At 63.6% G+C, this 20,357-nt stretch carries 24 protein-coding genes; 4 read left to right on the top strand and 20 right to left on the bottom strand.

Translation table 11 applies throughout. The features are described 5' to 3' along the window. From AWB80_RS00500 to AWB80_RS00490, 3 genes are all read right to left on the bottom strand, one after another. Positions 1–1,008, bottom strand: a complete 1,008-nt coding sequence (locus AWB80_RS00500) for an SIS domain-containing protein (protein ID WP_061172690.1) — start codon at positions 1,006–1,008, stop codon at positions 1–3. Next, positions 1,001–2,104, bottom strand: a complete 1,104-nt coding sequence (gene nagA / locus AWB80_RS00495) for an N-acetylglucosamine-6-phosphate deacetylase (RefSeq protein ID WP_061172689.1) — start codon at positions 2,102–2,104, stop codon at positions 1,001–1,003. Before nagA ends, AWB80_RS00500 begins: the two co-directional genes overlap by 8 nt. 164 nt (positions 2,105–2,268) lie before the next feature. Then, positions 2,269–3,003 (bottom strand): GntR family transcriptional regulator, encoded by a 735-nt coding sequence (locus tag AWB80_RS00490; protein WP_061172688.1) that lies wholly within the window; start codon positions 3,001–3,003, stop codon positions 2,269–2,271. 318 nt (positions 3,004–3,321) lie between these two features. Here AWB80_RS00490 and AWB80_RS00485 point away from each other — a divergent pair, with 318 nt between their 5' ends. After that, positions 3,322–4,248, top strand: a complete 927-nt coding sequence (locus AWB80_RS00485) for a bifunctional helix-turn-helix transcriptional regulator/GNAT family N-acetyltransferase (protein ID WP_061172687.1) — start codon at positions 3,322–3,324, stop codon at positions 4,246–4,248. 60 nt (positions 4,249–4,308) lie between these two features. Here AWB80_RS00485 and AWB80_RS00480 read toward each other — a convergent pair whose 3' ends face one another. From AWB80_RS00480 to AWB80_RS00455, 6 genes are all read right to left on the bottom strand, one after another. Further along, complete coding sequence (locus AWB80_RS00480) at positions 4,309–5,121, bottom strand: MetQ/NlpA family ABC transporter substrate-binding protein (RefSeq protein ID WP_061172686.1); 813 nt, start codon at positions 5,119–5,121, stop codon at positions 4,309–4,311. Positions 5,122–5,301: 180 nt separating this feature from the next. Then, a complete protein-coding gene (locus AWB80_RS00475) occupies positions 5,302–5,892 on the bottom strand; it encodes an SCO family protein (RefSeq protein ID WP_061172685.1) in 591 nt (196 codons plus the stop codon). After that, positions 5,889–6,794 (bottom strand): heme o synthase, encoded by a 906-nt coding sequence (cyoE, locus tag AWB80_RS00470; RefSeq protein WP_061172684.1) that lies wholly within the window; start codon positions 6,792–6,794, stop codon positions 5,889–5,891. The genes AWB80_RS00475 and cyoE overlap by 4 nt, the downstream gene beginning before the upstream one ends. A gap of 9 nt (positions 6,795–6,803) precedes the next feature. Further along, positions 6,804–7,913 (bottom strand): COX15/CtaA family protein, encoded by a 1,110-nt coding sequence (locus tag AWB80_RS00465; protein WP_061172683.1) that lies wholly within the window; start codon positions 7,911–7,913, stop codon positions 6,804–6,806. Between the two features lie 17 nt (positions 7,914–7,930). Further along, positions 7,931–8,581 (bottom strand): SCO family protein, encoded by a 651-nt coding sequence (locus AWB80_RS00460; RefSeq protein ID WP_061172682.1) that lies wholly within the window; start codon positions 8,579–8,581, stop codon positions 7,931–7,933. 57 nt (positions 8,582–8,638) lie between these two features. Continuing rightward, a complete protein-coding gene (locus tag AWB80_RS00455; RefSeq protein ID WP_061172681.1) occupies positions 8,639–9,382 on the bottom strand; it encodes an SURF1 family protein in 744 nt (247 codons plus the stop codon). 125 nt (positions 9,383–9,507) lie between these two features. Between AWB80_RS00455 and AWB80_RS00450 the strand changes: the two genes are divergently transcribed. After that, positions 9,508–9,717, top strand: coding sequence for a twin transmembrane helix small protein (locus AWB80_RS00450; RefSeq protein WP_061172680.1), 210 nt, complete (start codon positions 9,508–9,510; stop codon positions 9,715–9,717). Positions 9,718–9,890: 173 nt separating this feature from the next. Here the strand turns inward: AWB80_RS00450 and AWB80_RS00445 are convergent, their stop codons facing one another. The 8 genes from AWB80_RS00445 to AWB80_RS00410 form a co-directional block, all read right to left on the bottom strand. Then, positions 9,891–10,748 (bottom strand): cytochrome c oxidase subunit 3, encoded by an 858-nt coding sequence (locus AWB80_RS00445; protein ID WP_061172679.1) that lies wholly within the window; start codon positions 10,746–10,748, stop codon positions 9,891–9,893. A gap of 85 nt (positions 10,749–10,833) precedes the next feature. After that, positions 10,834–11,037: a DUF2970 domain-containing protein gene (locus AWB80_RS00440; RefSeq protein WP_061173064.1), complete on the bottom strand. Its 204-nt coding sequence runs from the start codon at positions 11,035–11,037 to the stop codon at positions 10,834–10,836. 5 nt (positions 11,038–11,042) lie between these two features. Beyond that, positions 11,043–11,615: a cytochrome c oxidase assembly protein gene (locus tag AWB80_RS00435; protein WP_061172678.1), complete on the bottom strand. Its 573-nt coding sequence runs from the start codon at positions 11,613–11,615 to the stop codon at positions 11,043–11,045. A 9-nt stretch (positions 11,616–11,624) separates the two neighbouring features. Next, the gene (locus AWB80_RS44295) at positions 11,625–11,765 is read right to left on the bottom strand and encodes a cytochrome oxidase small assembly protein (protein WP_087130905.1); all 141 of its coding nucleotides are present in this window, start codon (positions 11,763–11,765) and stop codon (positions 11,625–11,627) included. 63 nt (positions 11,766–11,828) lie between these two features. Beyond that, on the bottom strand, positions 11,829–13,439 hold the full coding sequence (gene ctaD / locus AWB80_RS00425; RefSeq protein WP_061173063.1) for a cytochrome c oxidase subunit I: 1,611 nt from the start codon (positions 13,437–13,439) through the stop codon (positions 11,829–11,831). Between the two features lie 94 nt (positions 13,440–13,533). Continuing rightward, a complete protein-coding gene (coxB, locus tag AWB80_RS00420; RefSeq protein ID WP_061172677.1) occupies positions 13,534–15,159 on the bottom strand; it encodes a cytochrome c oxidase subunit II in 1,626 nt (541 codons plus the stop codon). Between the two features lie 44 nt (positions 15,160–15,203). Then, positions 15,204–15,677 (bottom strand): DUF2244 domain-containing protein, encoded by a 474-nt coding sequence (locus tag AWB80_RS00415; RefSeq protein ID WP_061172676.1) that lies wholly within the window; start codon positions 15,675–15,677, stop codon positions 15,204–15,206. Positions 15,678–15,909: 232 nt separating this feature from the next. Continuing rightward, positions 15,910–16,890, bottom strand: coding sequence for a methyltransferase domain-containing protein (locus tag AWB80_RS00410; RefSeq protein ID WP_061172675.1), 981 nt, complete (start codon positions 16,888–16,890; stop codon positions 15,910–15,912). 149 nt (positions 16,891–17,039) lie between these two features. On the opposite strand from AWB80_RS00410, the gene AWB80_RS00405 reads away from it, so the two are divergent. Together AWB80_RS00405 and trmL are read left to right on the top strand one after the other, a co-directional pair. Then, positions 17,040–17,825, top strand: a complete 786-nt coding sequence (locus tag AWB80_RS00405) for a ComF family protein (RefSeq protein WP_061172674.1) — start codon at positions 17,040–17,042, stop codon at positions 17,823–17,825. A 23-nt stretch (positions 17,826–17,848) separates the two neighbouring features. Beyond that, on the top strand, positions 17,849–18,319 hold the full coding sequence (gene trmL, locus AWB80_RS00400; protein WP_061172673.1) for a tRNA (uridine(34)/cytosine(34)/5-carboxymethylaminomethyluridine(34)-2'-O)-methyltransferase TrmL: 471 nt from the start codon (positions 17,849–17,851) through the stop codon (positions 18,317–18,319). Here the strand turns inward: trmL and AWB80_RS00395 are convergent. The 3 genes from AWB80_RS00395 to secB are packed head-to-tail and all read right to left on the bottom strand — an operon-like array spanning position 18,292 to position 20,348. Continuing rightward, positions 18,292–18,822 carry an O-acetyl-ADP-ribose deacetylase gene (locus AWB80_RS00395; RefSeq protein ID WP_061172672.1) on the bottom strand — a complete coding sequence of 177 codons (531 nt, stop codon included), beginning with the start codon at positions 18,820–18,822 and terminating at the stop codon, positions 18,292–18,294. The genes trmL and AWB80_RS00395 overlap by 28 nt on opposite strands. Before the next feature lie 26 nt (positions 18,823–18,848). After that, entirely contained in the window at positions 18,849–19,847 is a 999-nt protein-coding gene (locus tag AWB80_RS00390; protein WP_061172671.1) for an NAD(P)H-dependent glycerol-3-phosphate dehydrogenase, read from the bottom strand. Between the two features lie 30 nt (positions 19,848–19,877). Next, entirely contained in the window at positions 19,878–20,348 is a 471-nt protein-coding gene (gene secB / locus AWB80_RS00385) for a protein-export chaperone SecB (RefSeq protein WP_061172670.1), read from the bottom strand. Between the last annotated feature and the right edge of the window lie 9 nt (positions 20,349–20,357).

Below are 20,357 nucleotides of genomic sequence, written 5' to 3'. Positions count from 1 at the left end.
TCAATGGGTTTCGGTGACCTTGTTCAGGTGGCGCGGCGCGTCGGGATTACGCCCGCGCGCGGCGGCCAGACCCGCGGCCATCACATAGAAGGAAAGAATCGTGGCGATCGGATCGAGCGCCGGGTGATCGGTGGCGACGAGCGGCAGCTCCGCGTCCGCGACGTCGTTCGGCGCGGCGAGCAGTACGCGCGCGCCACGAGCGCGCATGTCGGCGGCAAGCTGGATCAGCCCCGCCTGCTCCGGCCCGCGCGGCGCGAACACGAGCAGCGGATAGTCCTTGTCGATGATTTCCATCGGACCGTGACGCACTTCCGCGCTGGAGAACGCTTCGGCCTGGATGCCCGAGGTTTCCTTCAGCTTGAGCGCGGCTTCCTGCGCGATGGCGAGGCCGAGGCCACGGCCGATCACGATCATGCGATCGACGTCCTTCAGCTCGTTCACGGCGCGCGTCCAGTCGAGCTTGCCCGCGGCGCGCAACGCGTCCGGCAGCGACTTGAGCGCGTTGAGCAATTCGACGTCGCGCTGAACGTGCGCGATCACGATGGCCGACAGCGACAGCATCGCGATATAGCTCTTGGTCGCGGCCACCGACAATTCAGGGCCGGCGAGCAGCGGCAGGAAGTATTCGCACGCGCTTTCGAGCGGCGAACCGGTGACGTTGACGGCCGCGACGGTGAACGCGCCCGCGTCGCGCAGCGCCTGCATCGTGCCGACGAGATCGGGACTCTTGCCCGATTGCGAGAACGCGACCGCGAGTTGTCCGGAGACACGCAACGGCGCCTGCTGGAGCGTGGCGACCGACATCGGCAGCGACGCAACCGGAATGCCGATGCGGCTCATCGCGAGGCTGGCGAAATAACTGGCGGCGTGGTCCGAGCTGCCGCGCGCGACCGTCAGCGCGACATGGCGCGGCTGCTCGGCGAGCTTGACCGCGAGCGCTTCGATAGACGAGGTATCGGCGAGCTGGGCCGCGACGACGTCGGCGGACTCCAGCGCTTCATTAAGCATATTCGACAATTGATTCTCCTTCGACATACGTGGCGGTCAGCGCGTGTTCCCGGTCGAGCACGACGAGGTCGGCCCACGCGCCGCGCGCGATGCGGCCGCGGTCTTCGAGTCCGAGATAGTCGGCGGGGAAACGCGACAGGCGATTCGAGACGTCCGCGAGCGGAATGCCCAGCGACACGAGATTGCGCAGCGCCTGATCCATGGTCAGCGTGCTGCCGGCGAGCGTGCCGTCCGCGAGACGCACGCCGCCCATGCATTTGGTGACATGCTGGCTGCCCAGGCGATATTCGCCGTCGGGCATGCCGGCCGCCGACGTGCTGTCGGTCACGACATACAGACGCGGGATCGCGCGCATCGCGGCGCGGATGGCGCCCGGATGCACGTGCAGCAGATCGGGAATGAGTTCGGCGTATTCCGCGTGCGCGAGCGCCGCGCCGACCATGCCGGGGTCGCGGTGATGCAGCGGCGACATCGCGTTGAACAGATGCGTGAAACCGCGCGCGCCGTGCTTGAGCGCGTTGACGGCGTCGTCGTAGGTGCCGAGCGAATGGCCTAGCTGCACGCGCACGCCGCGCGCGGCCAGTTCGGAAATGATGTCGAGATGGCCGGAGATTTCCGGCGCAATCGTCACGACGCGAATCGGCGCGAGTTCGAGGTATTTCAGCACTTCATCGCGCACCGCGACAGCGGCCGCGTCGGGCTGCGCGCCCAGTTTGCCCGGATTGATGTACGGACCTTCCAGATGCACGCCCAGCATGCGCGCGCCGCCGGCGGCACGGTGTTTCGCCTGTTCGCCCAGGCCCGCGACGACTTCCATGAGTTCGTCGCGCGGCGCGGTCATGGTGGTGGCGAGCAGGCTCGTGGTGCCGTGCTGCGCGTGCTGGCGCGCGACGGTGTCCGCCGCATCGCCGCCTTCCATGATGTCGCGCCCGCCGCCGCCGTGCACGTGCAGGTCGATGAAGCCCGGCAGGATGTACGGCGCGTCGTTGGCGAGCGGATCGGCGATATGGCCTTCGAGCGCCGTCACACGGCCGTTCTCGAAGCGGACCGAGCCGTGGATCCAGCCGTCGGTCGTGAGTATGTTTCCTTTCAGCATGAGTTTCTCTGGAAGTACGCGATGCATGGATGAGGTTCAGTGCCGTCCGCGCCGTGCTGCGAGCAGGCTTTCGTCGCGAAATAAGCGAACGGCTTCCTTGGGTCCTCTCGTTCTCTTGTTTGCTCTTTTGATGCGTCTCGGGTGCTGCGCGTCTGTGCCGACGCTTATCTGTGCAACTCCGCGACGAAGTCGTAGTAGTCGTCGCGGCAGTAGGTATCCGTCAATTCGATCGCGCGCTGGTCCGTCGAATAGCCGATCCGCGTGATCACGAGGAGCGCCGCGCGCGGCGCCACGCCCATCAGCCGCGCGACTTCCGCGCCCGCATTCACCGCGCGGAAGTGCTGCAGCGCGCGCACCACGGACGACCCACGCTCCTCCAGATACCGATACAGCGAAGCGCCAATGGCAAGCGGGTCCGGCACGACGGCCACCGGCAGCGTCGATTGCTCGACCGCCATCACGATGCCGTCCGCGCGCCGCAGCCGTCGCAGGCTCGCAACGGCCGCGCCTGGCAACAGGCCCAGACGCACCGTTTCATCGCGATTCGCTGCTCGCAGTCCGCGATCGAGCCAGATCGAATCCGGCCTGAAACCGCGTTGCTCCATCTTTCTGGTGAAACCGGTGAGCCGGGAAAGCGGATCTTCGACGCGCGGCGTGATGAAACTGCCCGCACCGCGCACACGCCGGATCAAGCCTTGCTCGACGAGCAGCGCGATGGCCTTTCTCGCCGTGATGCGCGACACCCCGACACGCTCCGACAGCGTGCGCTCCGAGGGCAGCGCCTCGCCGGCCGTCCAGTTGCCGGCGTGGATCGCCGTGGCAAGACGCGACGCCAACTGGAGATAAAGCGGTGTATCGCTACCCGCGTCGGGCGTCAAATCCTGCCAGCCATGCTCCATCGGGCCGTCTCGTTTGCTGAATTGGAGCCCATTATATAACCAACATAATACCAGTCAACGCTAACGCAGACCCTTAGGCCAAACGTCAAAATTCTATTTAAATCAATGAGTTAAAATATGTTTAGCAGAACTGGGCGGAACATTTCCGCTATCGGGACTTACCCGAATGGCAGCCCAGTTGACGAATTGGCTCCTTCATTGCCTTTTTACCCATTTTTCGGGCATTTTCGTATTCGCACGGTCGTGCTTCTTTGGCACAATGTTTTCATTAATTCGGATTCACAATCAATTTCAACAAAACTGAGAGAGACTTAAGCGATGGGTTGTCCTGATCCGAGCCGGGCCGTCGAAGCGGTGCGCCGCTTCAATCGTTTCTACGCACGCCATACTGGCGCGCTTCACGAACGGCTGCATAAAAGCAACTTTTCATTGACCGAAGTGCGGATTCTCCATGAGCTGGCGCAGGGGCGCGCCACCACGGCCGCGGACCTGTCGCGCAACCTGGGGTTGGACACGGGCTATCTGAGCAGATTGATCAACAACTTCCAGAAGCTCGGCCTCGTGGTGCGGCGAAAGAACGAATCGGACGGCCGCGCGCATCTGTTGCGGATCACCCCCGAAGCGAAAGCCCAGGTTGACGCGCTCGACCTCCACGTTTCGGTGGAAACGGCCTCGCTGCTCAAGCGGCTGACTCCCGCCGAGATCGATCATCTATGCATGGCCATGGCGGATGTCGAGCGACTGCTCTCGCCAACCTACAGCGAGGGCGAAACGCGGCTGCGCGTGCCGCGCGGCGGAGACTTCGGCTGGATGATCGAACGCCACGTACATCTCTATTCCGGCGAAAAGTCGAAGCTTTTCAGCGAAGCGCACGCGGCGAAATCGGTATCGCGTTTCCTTGCCGACATGCAGGCGAATACCCCTCGCATCGCCTGCTGGGTGGCGGAGCACGCCAACACCACGCGCGTCGGCGCGGCGATACTTGCTGCGGAGTCCAAAACTCAGGCGCGCATCGAGCTGCTGTTCGTCGAGCCGGGCGCGCGCCGGCGCGGACTGGGCGAGCAACTCGTCGCGGCATGCACGAACTTCGCGCACGGTGCGCGCTACGAGCAAGTTATCTGCCGCCTGGCCGAACCTCAGGAAGACCTTTGCGCGCTATTCCTCCGAACCGGTTTCACGCCCGTGCAGGAGGGGCCAACGGGCATCGTATGGCAGCGCGAGCTACAGCAGGTTCTGGTCGACTGAGTGGCGATAAAAAAACGGCGTCCCGCGGGACGCCGTTACTGAAACTCGAAGCAGTCGATCTCAGAACGAAGGCACGACCGAGCCCTTGAATTCGCTCTTGAGGAACTGGCGCACATCGTCGGACTGGTAAGCCGCGACCAGCTTCTTCACCCAAGGCTGATCCTTGTCCTTCGCGCGAACCGCGATCAGGTTCGCGTACGGGCTATGCACGTCTTCGAGCGCGATCGCGTCTTTGCCCGGTTGCAGTCCTGCCGCGAGCGCGAAGTTCGTGTTGATCGCGGCGGCATCGACATCGGCGAGCGTGCGGGGCAATTGCGCGGCATCGAGTTCGACAATTTTGATCTTCTTCGGGTTCTCTGCCACGTCGAGCGCCGTCGCGTTGTTGCCGTTCGTGCCAGCGCCCGCCTTCAGCTTGATCACGCCCTGCGATTGCAACAGCAGAAGCGCGCGATTCTCGTTCGAAGGATCGTTCGGCACTGCGACCTTCGCGCCTTGCTGCAGATCCTTCAGCGACTTCAGCTTCTTCGAATAGACGCCGAGCGGCGAGATATACGTGAGACCGGCATTCACGATCTTGTAGCCGCGCTGCTTGACCTGGCTATCGAGATACGGCTGATGCTGAAAGCTGTTCGCGTCGAGATCGCCGGCGTCGAGCGCCGCGTTCGGCTGAACGTAATCGTTGAATTCGATCACCTTCACGTTGAGGCCGTCGCGCTTCGCGACCTTCTGCACGACTTGCCAGATCTGCGCGTCGGGGCCGCCGATGGTGCCGACCTTGATGACTTTGTCATCGGCGTGAGCGGCGAGGCTCGTGAAGAGCGCGGCGGATGCCACGGCGGCGGTAACGGCTTTGAGCAAATTTCTGCGCTGCATGGTGTTCCTGTTTCGATGATGCGTTCGTGCTGGGATTGCGTGATTCGCCTCCGGCGCGCGAGTCGACCGGGTGCTGGATGTTGGCACAGCTTTGGTGCGGGGTGAAATACAGAATGCTCATGTGAATATCACCTGCGGACGCCTGAATAAAAAAGTGGCCCGCACGGGCCACTTTAACAATCAGTCGATCAACAGCTTCAGGTCGTGAACCCACGGCTCCACGCCCTGCCCGTCGCGGGCGAACAGACGCAGCTTGCCGTCCTTGTCGAACACGTAGCTCGCGGCAGTGTGATCCATCGTGTAATCGTCGGGCGTCTTGCCCTGCGATTTCGCGTAGTACACGCGAAAGTCCTTGGCGAGTTGCGCGAGCTGCGCATCGTTCGCCGGCCGCAAACCGACATAGGACGAGTTGAACGCCGCCACGTATTGGCCGAGCAGCTCGGGCGTATCGCGCGCCGGATCGACTGTGACCATCAGCACCTGCACGTCCTTCGACTTGTCGCCGAGTTGCCGCATGGCCTGTGAGAGTTCGGCGAGCGTCGTCGGGCAGACATCCGGGCAATGCGTATAGCCAAAGAACAGCACCACGGCCTTGCCCTTGAAATCGGCGAGCGTGCGCGTCTTGCCGTGCGTATCGGGCAAGGAGAAATCGCTGCCGAACTGCTTGTTGCCGGTGATGTCGAGATTCTTGAAATCGGGCGCTTTCTCGCACGCGGAAAGCAGCGCCGCGAAAACAAGCAGCGCGAAGAAACGACGAATATGGACCATCATGCGCCGATCACCGTACGCACGTAATGATCGACGAGCAGCGCACCGAACAGCAGCGACAGATACACGATCGAATAGCGGAAGGTCCTGCGCGCGAGCGCGTCGGAGTAATCACGATACATCTTCCACGCATAGCCGATAAAGCCTGCGCCGAGCGCAATCGCGCACGCGAGATACACCACGCCGCTCATGCCGGAGATATACGGCATCAGCGTGACCGCGAACAGCACGAGCGTGTAGAGGAAGATGTTGAGCAGCGTGTACTTCTCGCCATGCGTGATCGGCAGCATCGGCAGGCCCGCGTTTTCGTAGTCCTTGCGGCGATACAGCGCGAGCGCCCAGAAATGCGGCGGCGTCCACACGAAGATGATCAGCACGAGAATCCACGCGTCGCCGGGCACGGTGCCGGTCACGGCGGCCCAGCCGAGCGCGGGCGGCATCGCGCCGGACGCGCCGCCGATCACGATGTTCTGCGGCGTATAAGGCTTGAGCAGCAGCGTGTAGATGACCGCATAGCCGACGAACGTGGCGATGGTGAGCCACATCGTGAGCGGATTGGTGAACGTGTAGAGCGTCCACATGCCGATGCCGCCGAGCACGGCCGAAAACGTCAGGATTTGCACCGGCGTGATCTGCCCGCGAGCCGATGGACGCCACGCGGTGCGGCGCATCTTCGCGTCGACTTTCTGCTCGACGAGACAATTGATTGCAAATGCGGCGCCGGCCAGCAGCCAGATGCCGACAGCGCCGCCGATCAGTTTGTCCCACGGCACCATGCCGGGCGTGGACAGGAACATGCCGATGACGGCGCAGAACACGGCGAGCTGCGTGACGCGCGGCTTGGTCAGCGCAATGTATTGCGAGACGCGGCTGCCGAGTGGGGAATGTAGTGTCGTGCTATCCATGATGTGGAGTCACGCTGAAACGACGTCGCGCGCAGGAACTGCGGCGCGGCCGGGACGGCTGGAAGAGATTCGAAAGTTTAGCATAACGAGTAGCAGCAACAGGATCGCGGCCCCGCCGTTGTGCGCCACGGCGACCGGCAGCGGCCATTGCAGCACGATGTTGGACATGCCCGTCAGGAACTGGATCACGATCATCAACAATACCCCGTTTGCGGGTCTTCGCAGCGATTCGAATCGTCGCAGCCGCGAGGCGAGCCAGAGCAGATACAGGACGACTGCGACCGCGAACGTTCGATGCGTCCAGTGGATCGCGACGAGCGCGTCCTGCGAGATCACGTCGCCGTCGCCGGTCATGCCGAGCGCGCGCCACAGGTGGAAGCCGTGTTCGAAGTTCATCGGCGGAACCCATTGGCCGTTGCACAGCGGGAAGTCCGTGCACGCCAGCACCGCGTAGTTCGTGCTGACCCAGCCGCCGAGCGCGATCTGCACGACGAGCAGCAGCAAGCCGAACACCGCGGCGGGCATCCAGCGCGCGGCGGCGGAGTCCAGCGATGGAATCGGCGTCATGCGCGCGGCGAGCCAGCCGAGCACGCCGAGCAACGCAAGCCCGAGCAGCAGGTGCGTGGTGACGATCACGGGTTGCAGCTTCAGCGTGACGGTCCACGCGCCGAACGCGCCTTGCAGCAGGATGAGCAGCAGTATGCCGGTCGGCCACCACGGCGACACATGCAGCGGACGCTTCTTCACACGCGCGGTCCACGCGATGATCACCTGCGCGATGATCAGCACGCCGATCGCCATCGCGAAATAGCGGTGCAGCATCTCGATCCACGCCTTCATCAGGCTGACGGGGCCGGTCGGCATCGCCTGATAGGCGGCGGTGATCTGCGCGTGCGCGATGAACGGCGACGACGTGCCGTAGCAACCCGGCCAGTCCGGGCAGCCGAGGCCGGAATCGGTCAGGCGCGTGAAGCCGCCGAACATGATGAGATCGAGCGTCAGAAAGGTCGTCAGCCAGACGAGTTTCCTGAATTTGTCGTCATCGGCCTTGACCCAGACGTATGACATCGGCAGCAGCGCGATGCAGATGCCGATCAGACCGAGTTGCAATAAGAACATGTGTTTCTACCCTGCCTTCAGCCAATGCGCGACCACTTCAGAAGCTTCGCCACATCCGCGTTGATCTTCTTCGGATCGGGATTCTTCGGGAAACGCATCATCAGATTGCCGTTCGGATCGACGAGAAAGATGTGATCCGTGAGTTTCGTGCCGTCGTCGACGGGCAGCCACGCGGCGATCGCCTTCTCGTCGGCGACGAGCATGCGGGTGTCGGGCTGCGGATACGCGGTCTTGATGACGTCGGCGACCGGCTTGTCATCGGTGCGCAGCCAGACGTTCACTACGCGCTCGCGCTCGCCCGACTGCAACGCGCGCACCTGGCGCATGAAGTAGAGACGCGTCGCGCACTGTTCGTCGCAATCGCTGCCGTTGACGATGACCATCAGCCACTTGCCTTCGAGCGACTTGAGCGGCAGGCTCTGCCCTTTCTCGTCGGTGACGGCGAGTTGCGCGGGAATCGGGCGTTGCGGGTCGATCAGCGCGCCGTAGCTCGACGTGCCGCCCGCCGGCTTGAAGACGTAGTACATCAGGTACGACGCGATCACCGGCGCAGCGCAGACGAGCGCGAGCAGCAGCAGCATCCAGCGTCCGCTGATCCAGGAGCCTTTCGAGGCGGTTCGTTGCCGCGTGCCAGTCTTGTCGGCGGCGGTGGAGCGTTGTGATTGCATCGGTAAAAACGTGTCCCGGTTCTGTTCGATCGCGCGCGGCGTGCGCGCGTCGGTGTATCAGGCGTGGTGTTCGGCTTCGTCGTCGCGATCTTCGCGATCTTCGCCCTTCTTCGCGGCGCGGCGCGCGGCATACAGGCCGAACGCGATGGCCGCGGCCGCCATGCCCCACCACTGGAACATGTAGCCGTAATTGCGATCGACGCCGAGCGTCGGCGCGGGCCAGTCGCGCACGAGCTTGTCGCCGGTGTCGTTCGTCTGCTGAATCACGAACGGCTGAAATGCGAGCCCGGTTTCGGCGGAGTACGACCGGATATCCAGGTTCTGCCGGATCTCCTTGTGCGCCGCCGATCCGCCGCTGCCCAGTTCGAACGCCTGCGACGCGTTCGCCCGCGCGATGCCTTTCACCTCGACGACACCCTTCGGCGTCTCATACGGCTCGATGCCCGTACGGTCCGCCATGTTGCGCGGCAGCCATCCGCGATTCACGAGCACGTAGCCGCCGCCCTCGAGTTTAAGCGGCATCACGACATAAAAGCCTGGCTGGTCGTTATACGGACGATTGTCCAGATACACGACCCGCTCCGGCAGGAACTCGCCCCGCGCTTCCACGCGATGAAATTCGATCGACTTGAGCGGCAGCGGCTCCACGCCGATTTCCCGCGCGGGCGCGTTCTCGAACGCCACGATCTGCGCATTGAGCGCTTCCTTCTGATGCGCGCGATCGCGCTGCCAGAAGCCGAGACGCACGGTCACGGCGACGACGATCAGGATGACGAGCGCGGGCCAGAAACGAATCTTCATGCCGCGACCCTTACTGTCGGCATGCGTTTCGGCGCTGCACGGCGCGATCCATCGAGTGAGATAATGAGATGGTTCAAATCAAACTTGCTCACTGCGGTTCCTGAGCAAACACGCTGGCTGGTTTCATGCACATCATCGTTGCTATCGCATTCATCCTTATCATCGGCAGCCTGGGTTCGGCGCTCTACTTCATGATGACCGACCGGGGCAGGACGAAGCGGATGGTGTGGTCGCTCGCCGCGCGCGTCGGGCTGTCCATTTCCCTCTTCCTCTTCATCCTGTTCGCGCACTGGATGGGCTGGATTCAATCGACGGGCATTCCGCTCGGACGATAACCCGCCGCGCGGGTTCTTCCCTACGAGACGAATTGTCGCGGCGCGGCAGGCCGTTCGACGTCCCTGAAACGAACACGCCGCCCCTTGAAACATCGAGGGCGGCGTGTTGGTCACTGCTTCTTTGCTCTCGGACCACGGACGGCGCATCGCGCTCGTCCGCCTGGTCAATCCGCTTACAGCCAGTAGACGACGACGTACAGCCCCAGCCACACGACGTCGACGAAGTGCCAGTACCACGCCGCACCTTCGAAGGCGAAGTGGTGATCCGCCGTGAAGTGCCCGCGGATCAGGCGAAACATCACCACGGCCAGCATCGTGCCGCCCAGGAACACGTGAAAGCCGTGGAAGCCGGTCAGCAGGAAGAACGTCGAGCCATACACGCCGGAAGAGAGCGTCAGGTTCAGTTCGTTGTACGCGTGGAAATACTCGTAGCCCTGGCAGAACAGAAAGATGATGCCGAGGAGCACGGTCGCGCCCAGCCAGATGATCGCCTTCCTGCGATGATCTTCGCGCAGCGCGTGGTGCGCCACCGTCAGCGTCGCGCCGGAGGACAGCAGCAGCGCGGTATTGATGGTCGGCAGGGGCCACGGCACCATCGCGCGGAAGTGCGGCACGAGCGCGGCGGGACCGTTGTTCGGCCATACGGCGGAGAAGTCCGGCCAGATCAGCTTGTAGTCGAGGCTGCCGAGTTCATGCATCGCGATGGCGCGCGCATAGAAGAGCGCGCCGAAGAACGCCGCGAAGAACATCACTTCGGAGAAGATGAACCAGCTCATGCTCCAGCGGTACGACACGTCGACGCGCTTGCCGTACATGCCGCCTTCGGATTCCGAGATCGCGTCGCCGAACCAGTGCCACAGCACGAACAACACGAACAGCAGACCGATGAACGTGCCGACCGGCCCGAAGGAATGACCGTTGATCCACGATGCCAGCGACGCCAGCATGACCAGCAAGCCGGTGGCAGCCATCACCGGATGCCGCGACGGATGCGGCACGAAATAGTACGGGCTCTCGTTTTGACCGCTCATTGTTGAATTCTCCACTTCGATCCAGTTGCTTGAATTTTCTTTTAACGCCGCGCGTCCGACCCACGACACGCCCGGCGTTTTCCGTCTATCCCACTACTGCGCGCACGATCAGCAGCAACACGACGATGAACAGCACCGCGCCGATGACGCCCGCCGCGATCAGATGCAACGGGTTCAACTGCGCCGCATCGCTTTCCAGGTCCGCGCGGCGGCGCACGCCGAAAAACGACCAGAACACCGCCTTCACGAGCCTGAGAAAACCGCTCTTGTTCGGCGAGTCCGCGCCCATGGCCGTCACGAACCCTTCGCCACCGACTTCGGCGCGTTCAGCTCGAAGAAGGTGTACGACAGCGTGATCGTCTTCACATCCTTCGGCAGCTTCGGATCGACGACGAACACCACCGGCATGCGCCTGGTTTCGTTCGGCGCCAGCGTCTGCTGCGTGAAACAGAAGCATTCGATCTTCCGGAAATACTCGGTGGCCTGCTTCGGCGCGTAGCTCGGGATCGCCTGGGCGTTCACCGTGCGATTCTGCTGGTTGGTCACCTCGTACATCACCGTCATGACTTCGCCGGGGTGCAGGTCGAGACTGTGCTGCTCCGGCTTGAACTGCAACGGGCCGCGCGCGTTCGCATCGAATTCGATCGAGATCGTGCGGCTCATGTCGACTTGCGTGTTCTTCGCCTCGCGCGCGCCGACATCGCGCTGCACGAGATTGTTGATGCCGGTGATCTCGCAGATCGCCTTGTACATCGGCACGAGCGCGAAGCCGAAGCCGAACATCAGCGCGGCCACGACAAAGAGCTTGATCAGCATCGACCGGTTGAACGACCGGTCGACGTGCGAATTTTCCTGCTGAGTGGACACGTTGCTTTCCTACCCTCGCGACAACAGGTATTGCCTGACGACGATACCCAGAAAGAAGACGGCGGCAATCAACATCATGATCAAACCGAGCCGCTTGTTGCCCGCGCGGATTTCCTCGGGCGTGCGTCTTTTTTGTGGATTCGGGGCCATGCTTTCCTGACTTTTTCGTTCGCGGGACATCCCTGGGGAAGCCCCGCGAACCGGACAAACTGCTTATTCAACCGTCGGCGGATGCTCGAACGTATGGAACGGCGCCGGGCTCGGCACGGTCCATTCGAGGCCTTCCGCGCCATCCCACGGCTTGTCGGACGCCTTTTCGAGTTCGCCGCCGCCGCGATACGCCGGCAGCGCGACTGCGAACAGGAAGTAGACCTGCGCGAGGCCGAAGCCGAATGCGCCGATGGTCGCGACCTGGTTGAAGTCGGTGAACTGCGCCGGGTAGTCCGCATAGCGGCGCGGCATGCCCGCGAGACCCAGGAAGTGCATCGGGAAGAACGTGATGTTGAAGAAGATCATCGACGCCCAGAAGTGGATCTTCCCGCGCATTTCGTTGTACATCCAGCCCGTCCACTTCGGCGCCCAGTAGTACCAGCCCGAGAACAGCGCGAAGAGCGATCCCGCCACCAGCACGTAGTGGAAGTGCGCCACCACGTAATAGGTGCCGTGCATCTGGATGTCGAGCGGCGCCATCGAGAGGATCAGGCCCGTGAAGCCGCCCATCGTGAACACGAACAGGAAGCCGATTGCGAAGAGCATCGGGGTTTCGAACGAGAGTGCGCCGCGCCACATCGTCGCCACCCAGTTGAACACCTTCACGCCCGTCGGGACCGCGATCAGCATGGTCGCGTACATGAAGAACAACTGGCCCGTCACCGGCATGCCGGTCGCGAACATGTGGTGCGCCCACACCATGAACGACAGAATCGCGATCGATGCGGTTGCGTACACCATCGAGCTATAGCCGAACAGCGGCTTGCGCGAGAACGCCGGAATCACCTGCGACACGATCCCGAACGCCGGCAAGATCATGATGTACACCTCGGGGTGACCGAAGAACCAGAAGATGTGCTGGTACATCACCGGATCGCCGCCGCCCGCCGCGTTGAAGAACGACGTGCCGAAGTGGCGGTCGAACAGCACCATCGTGATCGCGCCCGCCAGAACCGGCATCACGGCGATCAGCAGGTACGCGGTGATGAGCCACGTCCACGCGAACATCGGCATCTTCATGAGCGTCATGCCCGGCGCGCGCATGTTCAGGATCGTCACGACGATGTTGATGCCGCCCATGATCGACGACGCACCCATGATGTGGACCGCGAAAATCGCGAAGTCCATGCCCGGGCCCATCTGCGTGGAGAGCGGCGCGTAGAGCGTCCAGCCCGCGGCGGTGGCGCCGCCCGGTGCGAAGAACGAGCCGACGAGCAAGACCGCAGCGGCCGGCAGCAGCCAGAAGCTGAAGTTGTTCATCCGCGCGAACGCCATGTCCGATGCGCCGATCTGCAGCGGCACCATCCAGTTCGCGAAACCGACGAACGCCGGCATGATCGCGCCGAACACCATGATGAGGCCGTGCATGGTGGTCAGCTGATTGAAGAACTCGGGGCGCATGATCTGCAGGCCCGGCTCGAACAGCTCGGCACGGATGCCGAGCGCCATCACGCCTCCGGAGAGGAACATGATGAAGGAGAACAGCAGGTACAGCGTACCGATGTCCTTGTGGTTGGTGGCGAAGAGCCACCGGCGCCAGCCATGCGGCGTCTCGTGCGCATGGTCGTGCGCGTGGTCGTGACCTGCGCCTACATCGTGTCCGATGCTAGACATGACAATCATCTCCTAAAGCGAATACTCGGGGCACTTGGCAATGACGCGTGGTCTTCCGTTGCCTCGCGGCGAAGGAAGACGCACGCTCGGCACGTCAAGCAGCCGGACTGATTTCCACGCGACGGGCTTCCTTCTTGTCGGCGCCGCCGGTGATGGTTTCCGGTTTCTTCAACACAATGCGCTCTTCCGGCACGCCCGCTGCCTTCAGCGCGTCGCGGACCGCTTGCGCGCGCTTCTTGGCGAGTTCGGCGTTCAGGTCTGCGCCGCCGGTCGCATCGGTGAAGCCGGACAGAGAGAGCTTCGCGTCCGGATGCGCCTTTGCGTAGGCAGCGGCGGCTTCCACCGCGCTTTTGGCGTCGGCGGGCAGCGTGTCCTTGCCCGTCTCGAAATAGATGCTGGCGGGCAGGCCGGCGGCTTGCGGCGCGCTGCCTGCATCGGCGCCCGATGCTGCGGCCGGCGCGCTCGCCTCGGCTGCCGCGGGCGCTGCGCTCGCCGCCGCGGGCGCCGGTGCGGCCGCCGCAGCACCGCCGCCCTCGGGCATCTTGCCCGCCTTGGCGTCGATCACTTGCTTCGGTTGCAGCAGATCGCCCGTGTGATTGCTCCAGCTATTACGCTCGAACGTGACGACCGATGCGATCTCGACGTCGTTCAGCACGCCTTGCCACGGCGGCATCGCGGCCTTGCCGTGCAGCACGATATTCAGATGGTCGGCGATCGAGCCCTGCGCGATCTTCGAGCCGTCGAGCGCCGGGAACTGGCCCGCGCCCTTGCCGGTCGGCTGGTGGCAGACCGCGCAGTTCGACGTGTAGACCTGCTGGCCGCGCGCCATCAGCTCATCCTTCGTGTAGGTCTTGAGAGGATCGTCGGTGCCTGCGGCCATCTTCTTCTTTTGCGCGTCGACCCACTTCGCGTAGTCGTCAGCCGACAGCACTTCGACGACCACCGGCATGTACGCGTGCTCCTTGCCGCACAGTTCCGTACAGAAGCCGCGGTACGTGCCCACCTTCTCGGCCTTGAACCAGGTGTCGCGCACGAAGCCCGGAATCGCATCCTGCTTCACGCCGAACGCCGGGACGTACCACGAGTGCACGACGTCATTGGCCGTGGTGATCACGCGGATCTTCTTGTCGACCGGCACGACGAGCGGGTTGTCGACTTCCTGCAGATACAGCGTCGAGATCGGCTTCTGGCCGTTTACTTCGCTGCGCGGCGTGGAGAGCGTGGAGAGGAAGTTGATGCCCTCGCCCGGCCCCTTCACGTAGTCGTAGCCCCATTTCCACTGATAGCCGGTGACCTTGACGGTGAGATCGGCGTTGGAGGTGTCCTTCATCGCGACGACGGCCTTGGTCGCCGGCAGCGCCATCAGAATGACGATGACGAACGGCGCGATCGTCCAGATGATTTCGACGGTGGTGCTTTCGTGGAAGTTGGCCGGCTTGAAGCCTTTCGACTTGCGATGCATGAACATCGAATAGAACATCACCCCGAACACGCCAAGGAAGATGACGGTACAGATGATGAGCATGAAGATATGGAGGCCGTAGAGCTCCTCGGCGATCTTCGTCACGGGCGGCTGGAAGTTGATCTCGTTGACAGCGGGACCGCCTGGACTGTTTTCGACCGCCAGGGCAGCGCCGGCGGTGAGCAGTGCGCCTGCCGCCAGCACGCCCGAGAGGGCTCGCTTGATTGTTTTCATAGCATCCTTACCCAAATTTTCCATTCAAACCCTCGACCCCCGTGGCATCTCGCGCCTGCCGGCTCCTCTCAGAGGCGTCGCAGCGACGCCTGTAACTCGGCAGCAAATTGTTTGCGACGATGCTGTGCAAGGTGTTGCCCGATTTTCACCGATTGACCGCGCGATACGATCGTGAGCGGCTCTCTCGGCGTCGCGCCCGCTTCGACCCGCACCCAGCGCGGGTTGAACTCGAACTGCGTCAACACTTCGGCGTTCATCTGTTCGATCAACAACCGGTTTTGATACAACCGGATTCGCTCGTAGTCGACGGCATGGCGCGCGTAAATCACGAACGCGACACCCACGACCGCCAACTCGACTCCGGTGAACGGCAGCACCAGCCAGGCGCCGTTCAGGAACAGCGACGTTGCGATTGCCAGCGAAATCAACGCGAGCGACAGATAGAAGCCCACGAACTGACGTGGCGATACCGAGCAGTTTCGCTTCATCAGCCAGTCCTTGATGACCGGCTCGGAATCCGTCAGCGTCTGGCTGGCTTGCATCGCTGCCTCCATCGATCCGCACGCATTCACATACTTTTGCTCGGATTTCGCCCAGATTTGTGTCAGCCCGGGCGACAAACTGACGCATTATAGGCGTCTTGAGGGGCATCCACAAGCAAGGGTCGTAACCTCGCAAAGCCAAGCGCCACAAGCTTCTGCGCCTTTTTGACGCACCTTTTTGCGCGCTTTTTTCACGCAAATTTCAGACATAACATCCGCCCTCTTTACCGATTCAACGTTTCGGTTTCGAGCCCCGTCCGATGTCTTCCAGACGCACGATGCCGTGTCCTTCGGCCGTCATGCGCGGCACCGCCTTCCATGCGTGGCCGTAGATCACTTCGAAGGTCAGCGGAATCGTGCCGTCGTCGCGGCGCAGCGCTTCCAGCGCGCCGTGTACCGCGCCACGCAAGGCTCGCGCGTCCGCACGGCCCGCCTCGAACGCGCGCTCGAACGGATACGCGCCCCAGCGCGTCACGTCGGCGAACAGTGATTCGGGAGACTTGTACGTGATGGTCAGGACTTCCTGATCCATCACCGGAATTTCGAAGCCGCTTTCCACGAGCATGTCGCCGAGATCGTGCATGTCGACGAAATCGATCGCGTGCGGTTCGGGCGCGAGGCCGAGCGTGCGCTCCGCTTCGCGGTACGCGGCTCTGAGTTCGCGCAAGGTGTCGGGGCCGAAGGTGCTGAACATCAGCAGACCATTTACCTTCAGCACGCGCTGCCACTCAGGGAAAACGAGGTCGGGACGCGCATGCCAGTGCAGCGCGAGATTCGACCACAACAATTCGAATGCGCCCGCCGCGAACGGCAGCGCGGAAAAATCCGCCTGCGCGAGTTGCGGGCCGCGCGCGCCGAACGCCTTTGCGAGCGTCGACGGGAGAAAACGACGCCAGCCCGCGCCGTTGTCGGCGTCCGCGGCTTCGGCGGCGCAGGCGCGCGCGAGCATCGCGGACGAAATATCGACACCGGTCACCGACGCCTCAGCAAAGCGTTCCCGCAGACCGCCCAGGTCCGCACCGACGCCGCACGCCGCATCGAGGACGCGCATCGGCGCAACCTTGATGTATTCGAGCCGCTCGCGCATGCGCTGCGCGATTTCGCGCGGCAGGAACGCGACCTCGTCGAAGCTGGCTGCGCGACCGTCGAAGATCTCGCGCAAGTGGCGCGGATCATAGGCCGGACGGCTAGTTTTAGGGGGTGTCGGGGACATGTCGATCTTTTCGCGGAGAGTGCGAAGTATACTCGGTCGTCTCGAAAACAACCCATGCGAAGTGCTGATACGAGGCATAAACGCGCGCTGAGGCGCAACGATTGCGCGTGTTTAGCGCTTCGAGCCGTCATTTTTCCGATCTCGCCGTCATGAACGCCCACCGCTTTTGTCTTCCGTTCCGAACGCCCGCGGCGGCGCGCGCTCGCGCAATCGCGTCGGCGCTGAAGCGGCTGGCCGGTCGCGCGCTGCCGGGCCAGTGCGCGTTATGCGGCAATTTGTCGCAAGAACTTTTGTGCGAGGCGTGCGACGCGCAGTACTGGAACGAGCCGCGCCTGCGTTGCGCGACGTGCGCGTTGCCTCTGGTGGCATCGCTCATGAGACGCGAACGCGAAGATGTGCGCGTGCACTGCGCCGCGTGTCTCGCGTCGCCGCCCGCGTTCAACGATACCCTCGCGCTCGCCGACTACCGCGCGCCGCTCGACACACTTGCCGTCGAACTGAAATTTCGCGCGCGGCTGGCTGCGGGCGAGACATTCGCGCGGCACTTGCATGCGGCGTTCGAGGACAGCGATCTGCCTGTACCGGACGTGATCGTGCCGGTGCCGCTTTCGCGTGCGCGGCTCGTGGCGCGCGGCTACAACCAGGCGTGGGCCATCGCGCGGCCGCTTGCGCGCAGAATGAGCGTGCGCGGCGATGCATCCATCGTTGCTCGCGTGCGGCATACGTCGGCGCAATCGCGGCTCGATCAGCAAACGCGCCGCCGCAATGTCGCGAGCGCGTTCGCCATTTCGGGCGACGTGCGCGGCAAACATGTCGGCGTCGTCGACGATGTGATGACTTCCGGCGCGACGCTCGACGCCCTCGCGCGAACTCTCAAGCTCTCCGGCGCGCGGCGCGTCACGAATTTCGTGGCGCTGCGTACGCCGAAAGATTGATCAACCTACTTTTCAAGCAATCCATGTTCAACGTCGTACTCGTCGAACCCGAAATTCCGCCGAACACCGGCAACGTGATCCGCCTGTGCGCGAACACGGGCGCGCGGCTGCATCTGATCGAGCCGCTCGGCTTTCCCCTCGACGATGCGAAGCTGCGCCGCGCCGGCCTCGACTATCACGAGTACGCCGAAATGAACGTGCATGCGAACTGGGATGCCTTCATCGCGAAGGAAGCGCCGGATGCCGCGCGCATGTTCGCGTTCACGACGCGCGGCTCGACGCCGTTCTTCGATCACGCGTTCCAGCCCGGCGACTGGTTCGTGTTCGGCGCGGAGACGCGCGGCCTTGCGCCGGAGTTGCTGGAGCATTTCCCGACCGCACAGCGCGTGCGCCTGCCGATGCGTCCCGGCAACCGCAGCCTGAATCTGTCGAACACGGTGGCGATCGTGACGTTCGAGGCGTGGCGTCAGGCGGGTTTCGAAGGCGGCGCCTGAGCATCGAGCTCGGCGCGATAGAGCGCGAGCATGTCGTCCTGAAAGCACGCGAAGACGACTCGCTGCACGGCAGGCGTCGAAGGCAGGGTTTCGATGACCGTGCGCACCGCGATCTTCACGGCTTGCTCGGGCGGAAAATGGTAGATACCGCAACTGATGGCGGGAAACGCAATCGATACGCAGCCGGCTTCCCGAGCGAGTTCGAGCGAGCGCCGATAGCAACGCGCGAGCAGTTCAGGCTCGTTTTTCCCGCCGCCGCTCCAGCGCGGACCGACCGCGTGGATCACGTGCTTCGTAGGCAGACCGTGGCCGCCGGTAATTTTCGCATCGCCGGTTTCGCAGCCGCCGAGCGTTTCGCATTCGCGCAGCAGGCCTTTGCCCGCCTTGCGATGAATCGCGCCGTCGACCCCGCCGCCGCCCAGCAGCGACTGGTTTGCCGCGTTGACGATGGCATCGACTTCGAGCGTGGTGATATCGACGATTTGCGCTTCCAGCTGAACCATCGCCCACCTCCGATTCGACGACGCGCTTACTCAGCCTTCGCGTCCCGGCTGAGCAGCGCCTGAACCGCGTCGCGCGGCGCGACGTTATCGAACAATACGCGGCACACCGCCTGCGTGATCGGCACTTCGATGCCACGCGCCTGCGCGATGCCGAGCACCGCGCGCGCGCAACGCACGCCTTCCGCGACATGGCCGAGCGCCGCGAGAATCTCGTCGAGCGTGCGTCCGCTCGCGAGCTGCATGCCGACGGTGCGGTTGCGCGACAAATCGCCCGTCGCGGTGAGAATAAGGTCGCCCAGCCCGGTCAGCCCGGTGAACGTCTCGGCGCGGCCGCCGAGCGCGACGCCCAGCCGCGACATTTCCGCGAGCCCGCGCGTGATCAGTGCCGCGCGCGCGTTCAGTCCGAGACCGAGGCCATCGGAAATACCGGTTGCGATCGCGAGCACGTTCTTCACCGCGCCGCCCACTTCGACGCCGATCACGTCGTCGCCGGTATAGATGCGCATCGCGCCGTGATGGAACGCCGCGACGGTGCGCGCGCCCAGTTCCGCCGATGCGCTCGCGACCGTCAGCGCGACCGGCAAGCCGCGCCCCACTTCGCGCGCGAAGCTCGGGCCCGACAGCGTGCCGTTGCTGCGATGCCCGGGCAATTCGGCCGCGACGACTTCATTGGGCAGACACTGCGTGTCCGCCTCGAAGCCTTTGCACAGCCAGACGATATGCGCCGGCACGACGCCGGCCTGCCGCATCGCACGGCACAGCGCGCGCAAACCGGCAACGGGCGTCGCGACGACACACAACGCGTCGTCCGCTGCTGCGTGCTGGAGCGCGGCGGTGAAATCCGCCTCGTATTCGAGCGCGTGCGGCAACGCCACGCCTGCGAGATAGCGCGTGTTTTCGTGCGTGCGGGAAAGGGATTCGATGAGCGCGGCGTCGCGCGCCCAGAGCTTCGTGTCGTGCCGGGTCGCGACGTGGCCCGCAAGTGCGGTGCCCCACGCGCCGGCGCCGAGAACGGCTACTTTCATGCTCGGCTCCGGTCCGGCAGAGTCGGAACGTTAGTGCGTCGCGCCGTTCGCCGCGCCTTCCTGGGCGCCTGCGAGCTGGGCGATGCGCTGCTCGTACAGCGCCTGGAAGTTGATTTCCGCGAGGTGGATCGGCGGAAAACCGGCGCGCGTGATCGCGTCCGCGATATTCGAGCGCAGGTACGGGAACAGGATCGTCGGGCACGCGATGCCGACGAGCGGATCGATTTGTTCAGCCGGGATATTGCGGATATCGAAGATGCCTGCCTGCTTCGCTTCGATCAAAAACGCGACCTTGCCCGCGACCTTCGCCGTGACGGTGCCCGTAACCAGCACTTCGAAGACGCTTTCGGCGAGACGGTCCGCCTTCACGTCGACTTCGACTTCGACCGACGGCATTTCCTGTTCGAGGAAGATCGCGGGCGAGTTCGGCTGCTCGAGCGACATGTCCTTCAGGTAGATGCGCTGGATGTTGAAAAACGGCTGGTTGTTATCGTCGGACATAGTGATTTC

The sequence above is a fragment of the Caballeronia pedi genome, from assembly GCF_001544915.2.
Lineage (GTDB): Bacteria > Pseudomonadota > Gammaproteobacteria > Burkholderiales > Burkholderiaceae > Caballeronia > Caballeronia pedi.
The sequence above is the reverse complement of the archived record's forward strand: the minus strand, read 5'-3'. Positions and strand labels throughout refer to the sequence as shown.

Bases quoted from the DNA above. Each gene is read 5' to 3' on its own strand.
- AWB80_RS00500 (WP_061172690.1), bottom strand. From the start codon at position 1,008: ATGCTTAATGAAGCGCTGGAGTCCGCCGACGTCGTCGCGGCCCAGCTC.
- nagA (WP_061172689.1), bottom strand. From the start codon at position 2,104: ATGCTGAAAGGAAACATACTCACGACCGACGGCTGGATCCACGGCTCG.
- AWB80_RS00490 (WP_061172688.1), bottom strand. From the start codon at position 3,003: ATGGAGCATGGCTGGCAGGATTTGACGCCCGACGCGGGTAGCGATACA.
- AWB80_RS00485 (WP_061172687.1), top strand. From the start codon at position 3,322: ATGGGTTGTCCTGATCCGAGCCGGGCCGTCGAAGCGGTGCGCCGCTTC.
- AWB80_RS00480 (WP_061172686.1), bottom strand. From the start codon at position 5,121: ATGCAGCGCAGAAATTTGCTCAAAGCCGTTACCGCCGCCGTGGCATCC.
- AWB80_RS00475 (WP_061172685.1), bottom strand. From the start codon at position 5,892: ATGATGGTCCATATTCGTCGTTTCTTCGCGCTGCTTGTTTTCGCGGCG.
- cyoE (WP_061172684.1), bottom strand. From the start codon at position 6,794: ATGGATAGCACGACACTACATTCCCCACTCGGCAGCCGCGTCTCGCAA.
- AWB80_RS00465 (WP_061172683.1), bottom strand. From the start codon at position 7,913: ATGTTCTTATTGCAACTCGGTCTGATCGGCATCTGCATCGCGCTGCTG.
- AWB80_RS00460 (WP_061172682.1), bottom strand. From the start codon at position 8,581: ATGCAATCACAACGCTCCACCGCCGCCGACAAGACTGGCACGCGGCAA.
- AWB80_RS00455 (WP_061172681.1), bottom strand. From the start codon at position 9,382: ATGAAGATTCGTTTCTGGCCCGCGCTCGTCATCCTGATCGTCGTCGCC.
- AWB80_RS00450 (WP_061172680.1), top strand. From the start codon at position 9,508: ATGCACATCATCGTTGCTATCGCATTCATCCTTATCATCGGCAGCCTG.
- AWB80_RS00445 (WP_061172679.1), bottom strand. From the start codon at position 10,748: ATGAGCGGTCAAAACGAGAGCCCGTACTATTTCGTGCCGCATCCGTCG.
- AWB80_RS00440 (WP_061173064.1), bottom strand. From the start codon at position 11,037: ATGGGCGCGGACTCGCCGAACAAGAGCGGTTTTCTCAGGCTCGTGAAG.
- AWB80_RS44295 (WP_087130905.1), bottom strand. From the start codon at position 11,765: ATGGCCCCGAATCCACAAAAAAGACGCACGCCCGAGGAAATCCGCGCG.
- ctaD (WP_061173063.1), bottom strand. From the start codon at position 13,439: ATGTCTAGCATCGGACACGATGTAGGCGCAGGTCACGACCACGCGCAC.
- coxB (WP_061172677.1), bottom strand. From the start codon at position 15,159: ATGGAAAATTTGGGTAAGGATGCTATGAAAACAATCAAGCGAGCCCTC.
- AWB80_RS00415 (WP_061172676.1), bottom strand. From the start codon at position 15,677: ATGCAAGCCAGCCAGACGCTGACGGATTCCGAGCCGGTCATCAAGGAC.
- AWB80_RS00410 (WP_061172675.1), bottom strand. From the start codon at position 16,890: ATGTCCCCGACACCCCCTAAAACTAGCCGTCCGGCCTATGATCCGCGC.
- AWB80_RS00405 (WP_061172674.1), top strand. From the start codon at position 17,040: ATGAACGCCCACCGCTTTTGTCTTCCGTTCCGAACGCCCGCGGCGGCG.
- trmL (WP_061172673.1), top strand. From the start codon at position 17,849: ATGTTCAACGTCGTACTCGTCGAACCCGAAATTCCGCCGAACACCGGC.
- AWB80_RS00395 (WP_061172672.1), bottom strand. From the start codon at position 18,822: ATGGTTCAGCTGGAAGCGCAAATCGTCGATATCACCACGCTCGAAGTC.
- AWB80_RS00390 (WP_061172671.1), bottom strand. From the start codon at position 19,847: ATGAAAGTAGCCGTTCTCGGCGCCGGCGCGTGGGGCACCGCACTTGCG.
- secB (WP_061172670.1), bottom strand. From the start codon at position 20,348: ATGTCCGACGATAACAACCAGCCGTTTTTCAACATCCAGCGCATCTAC.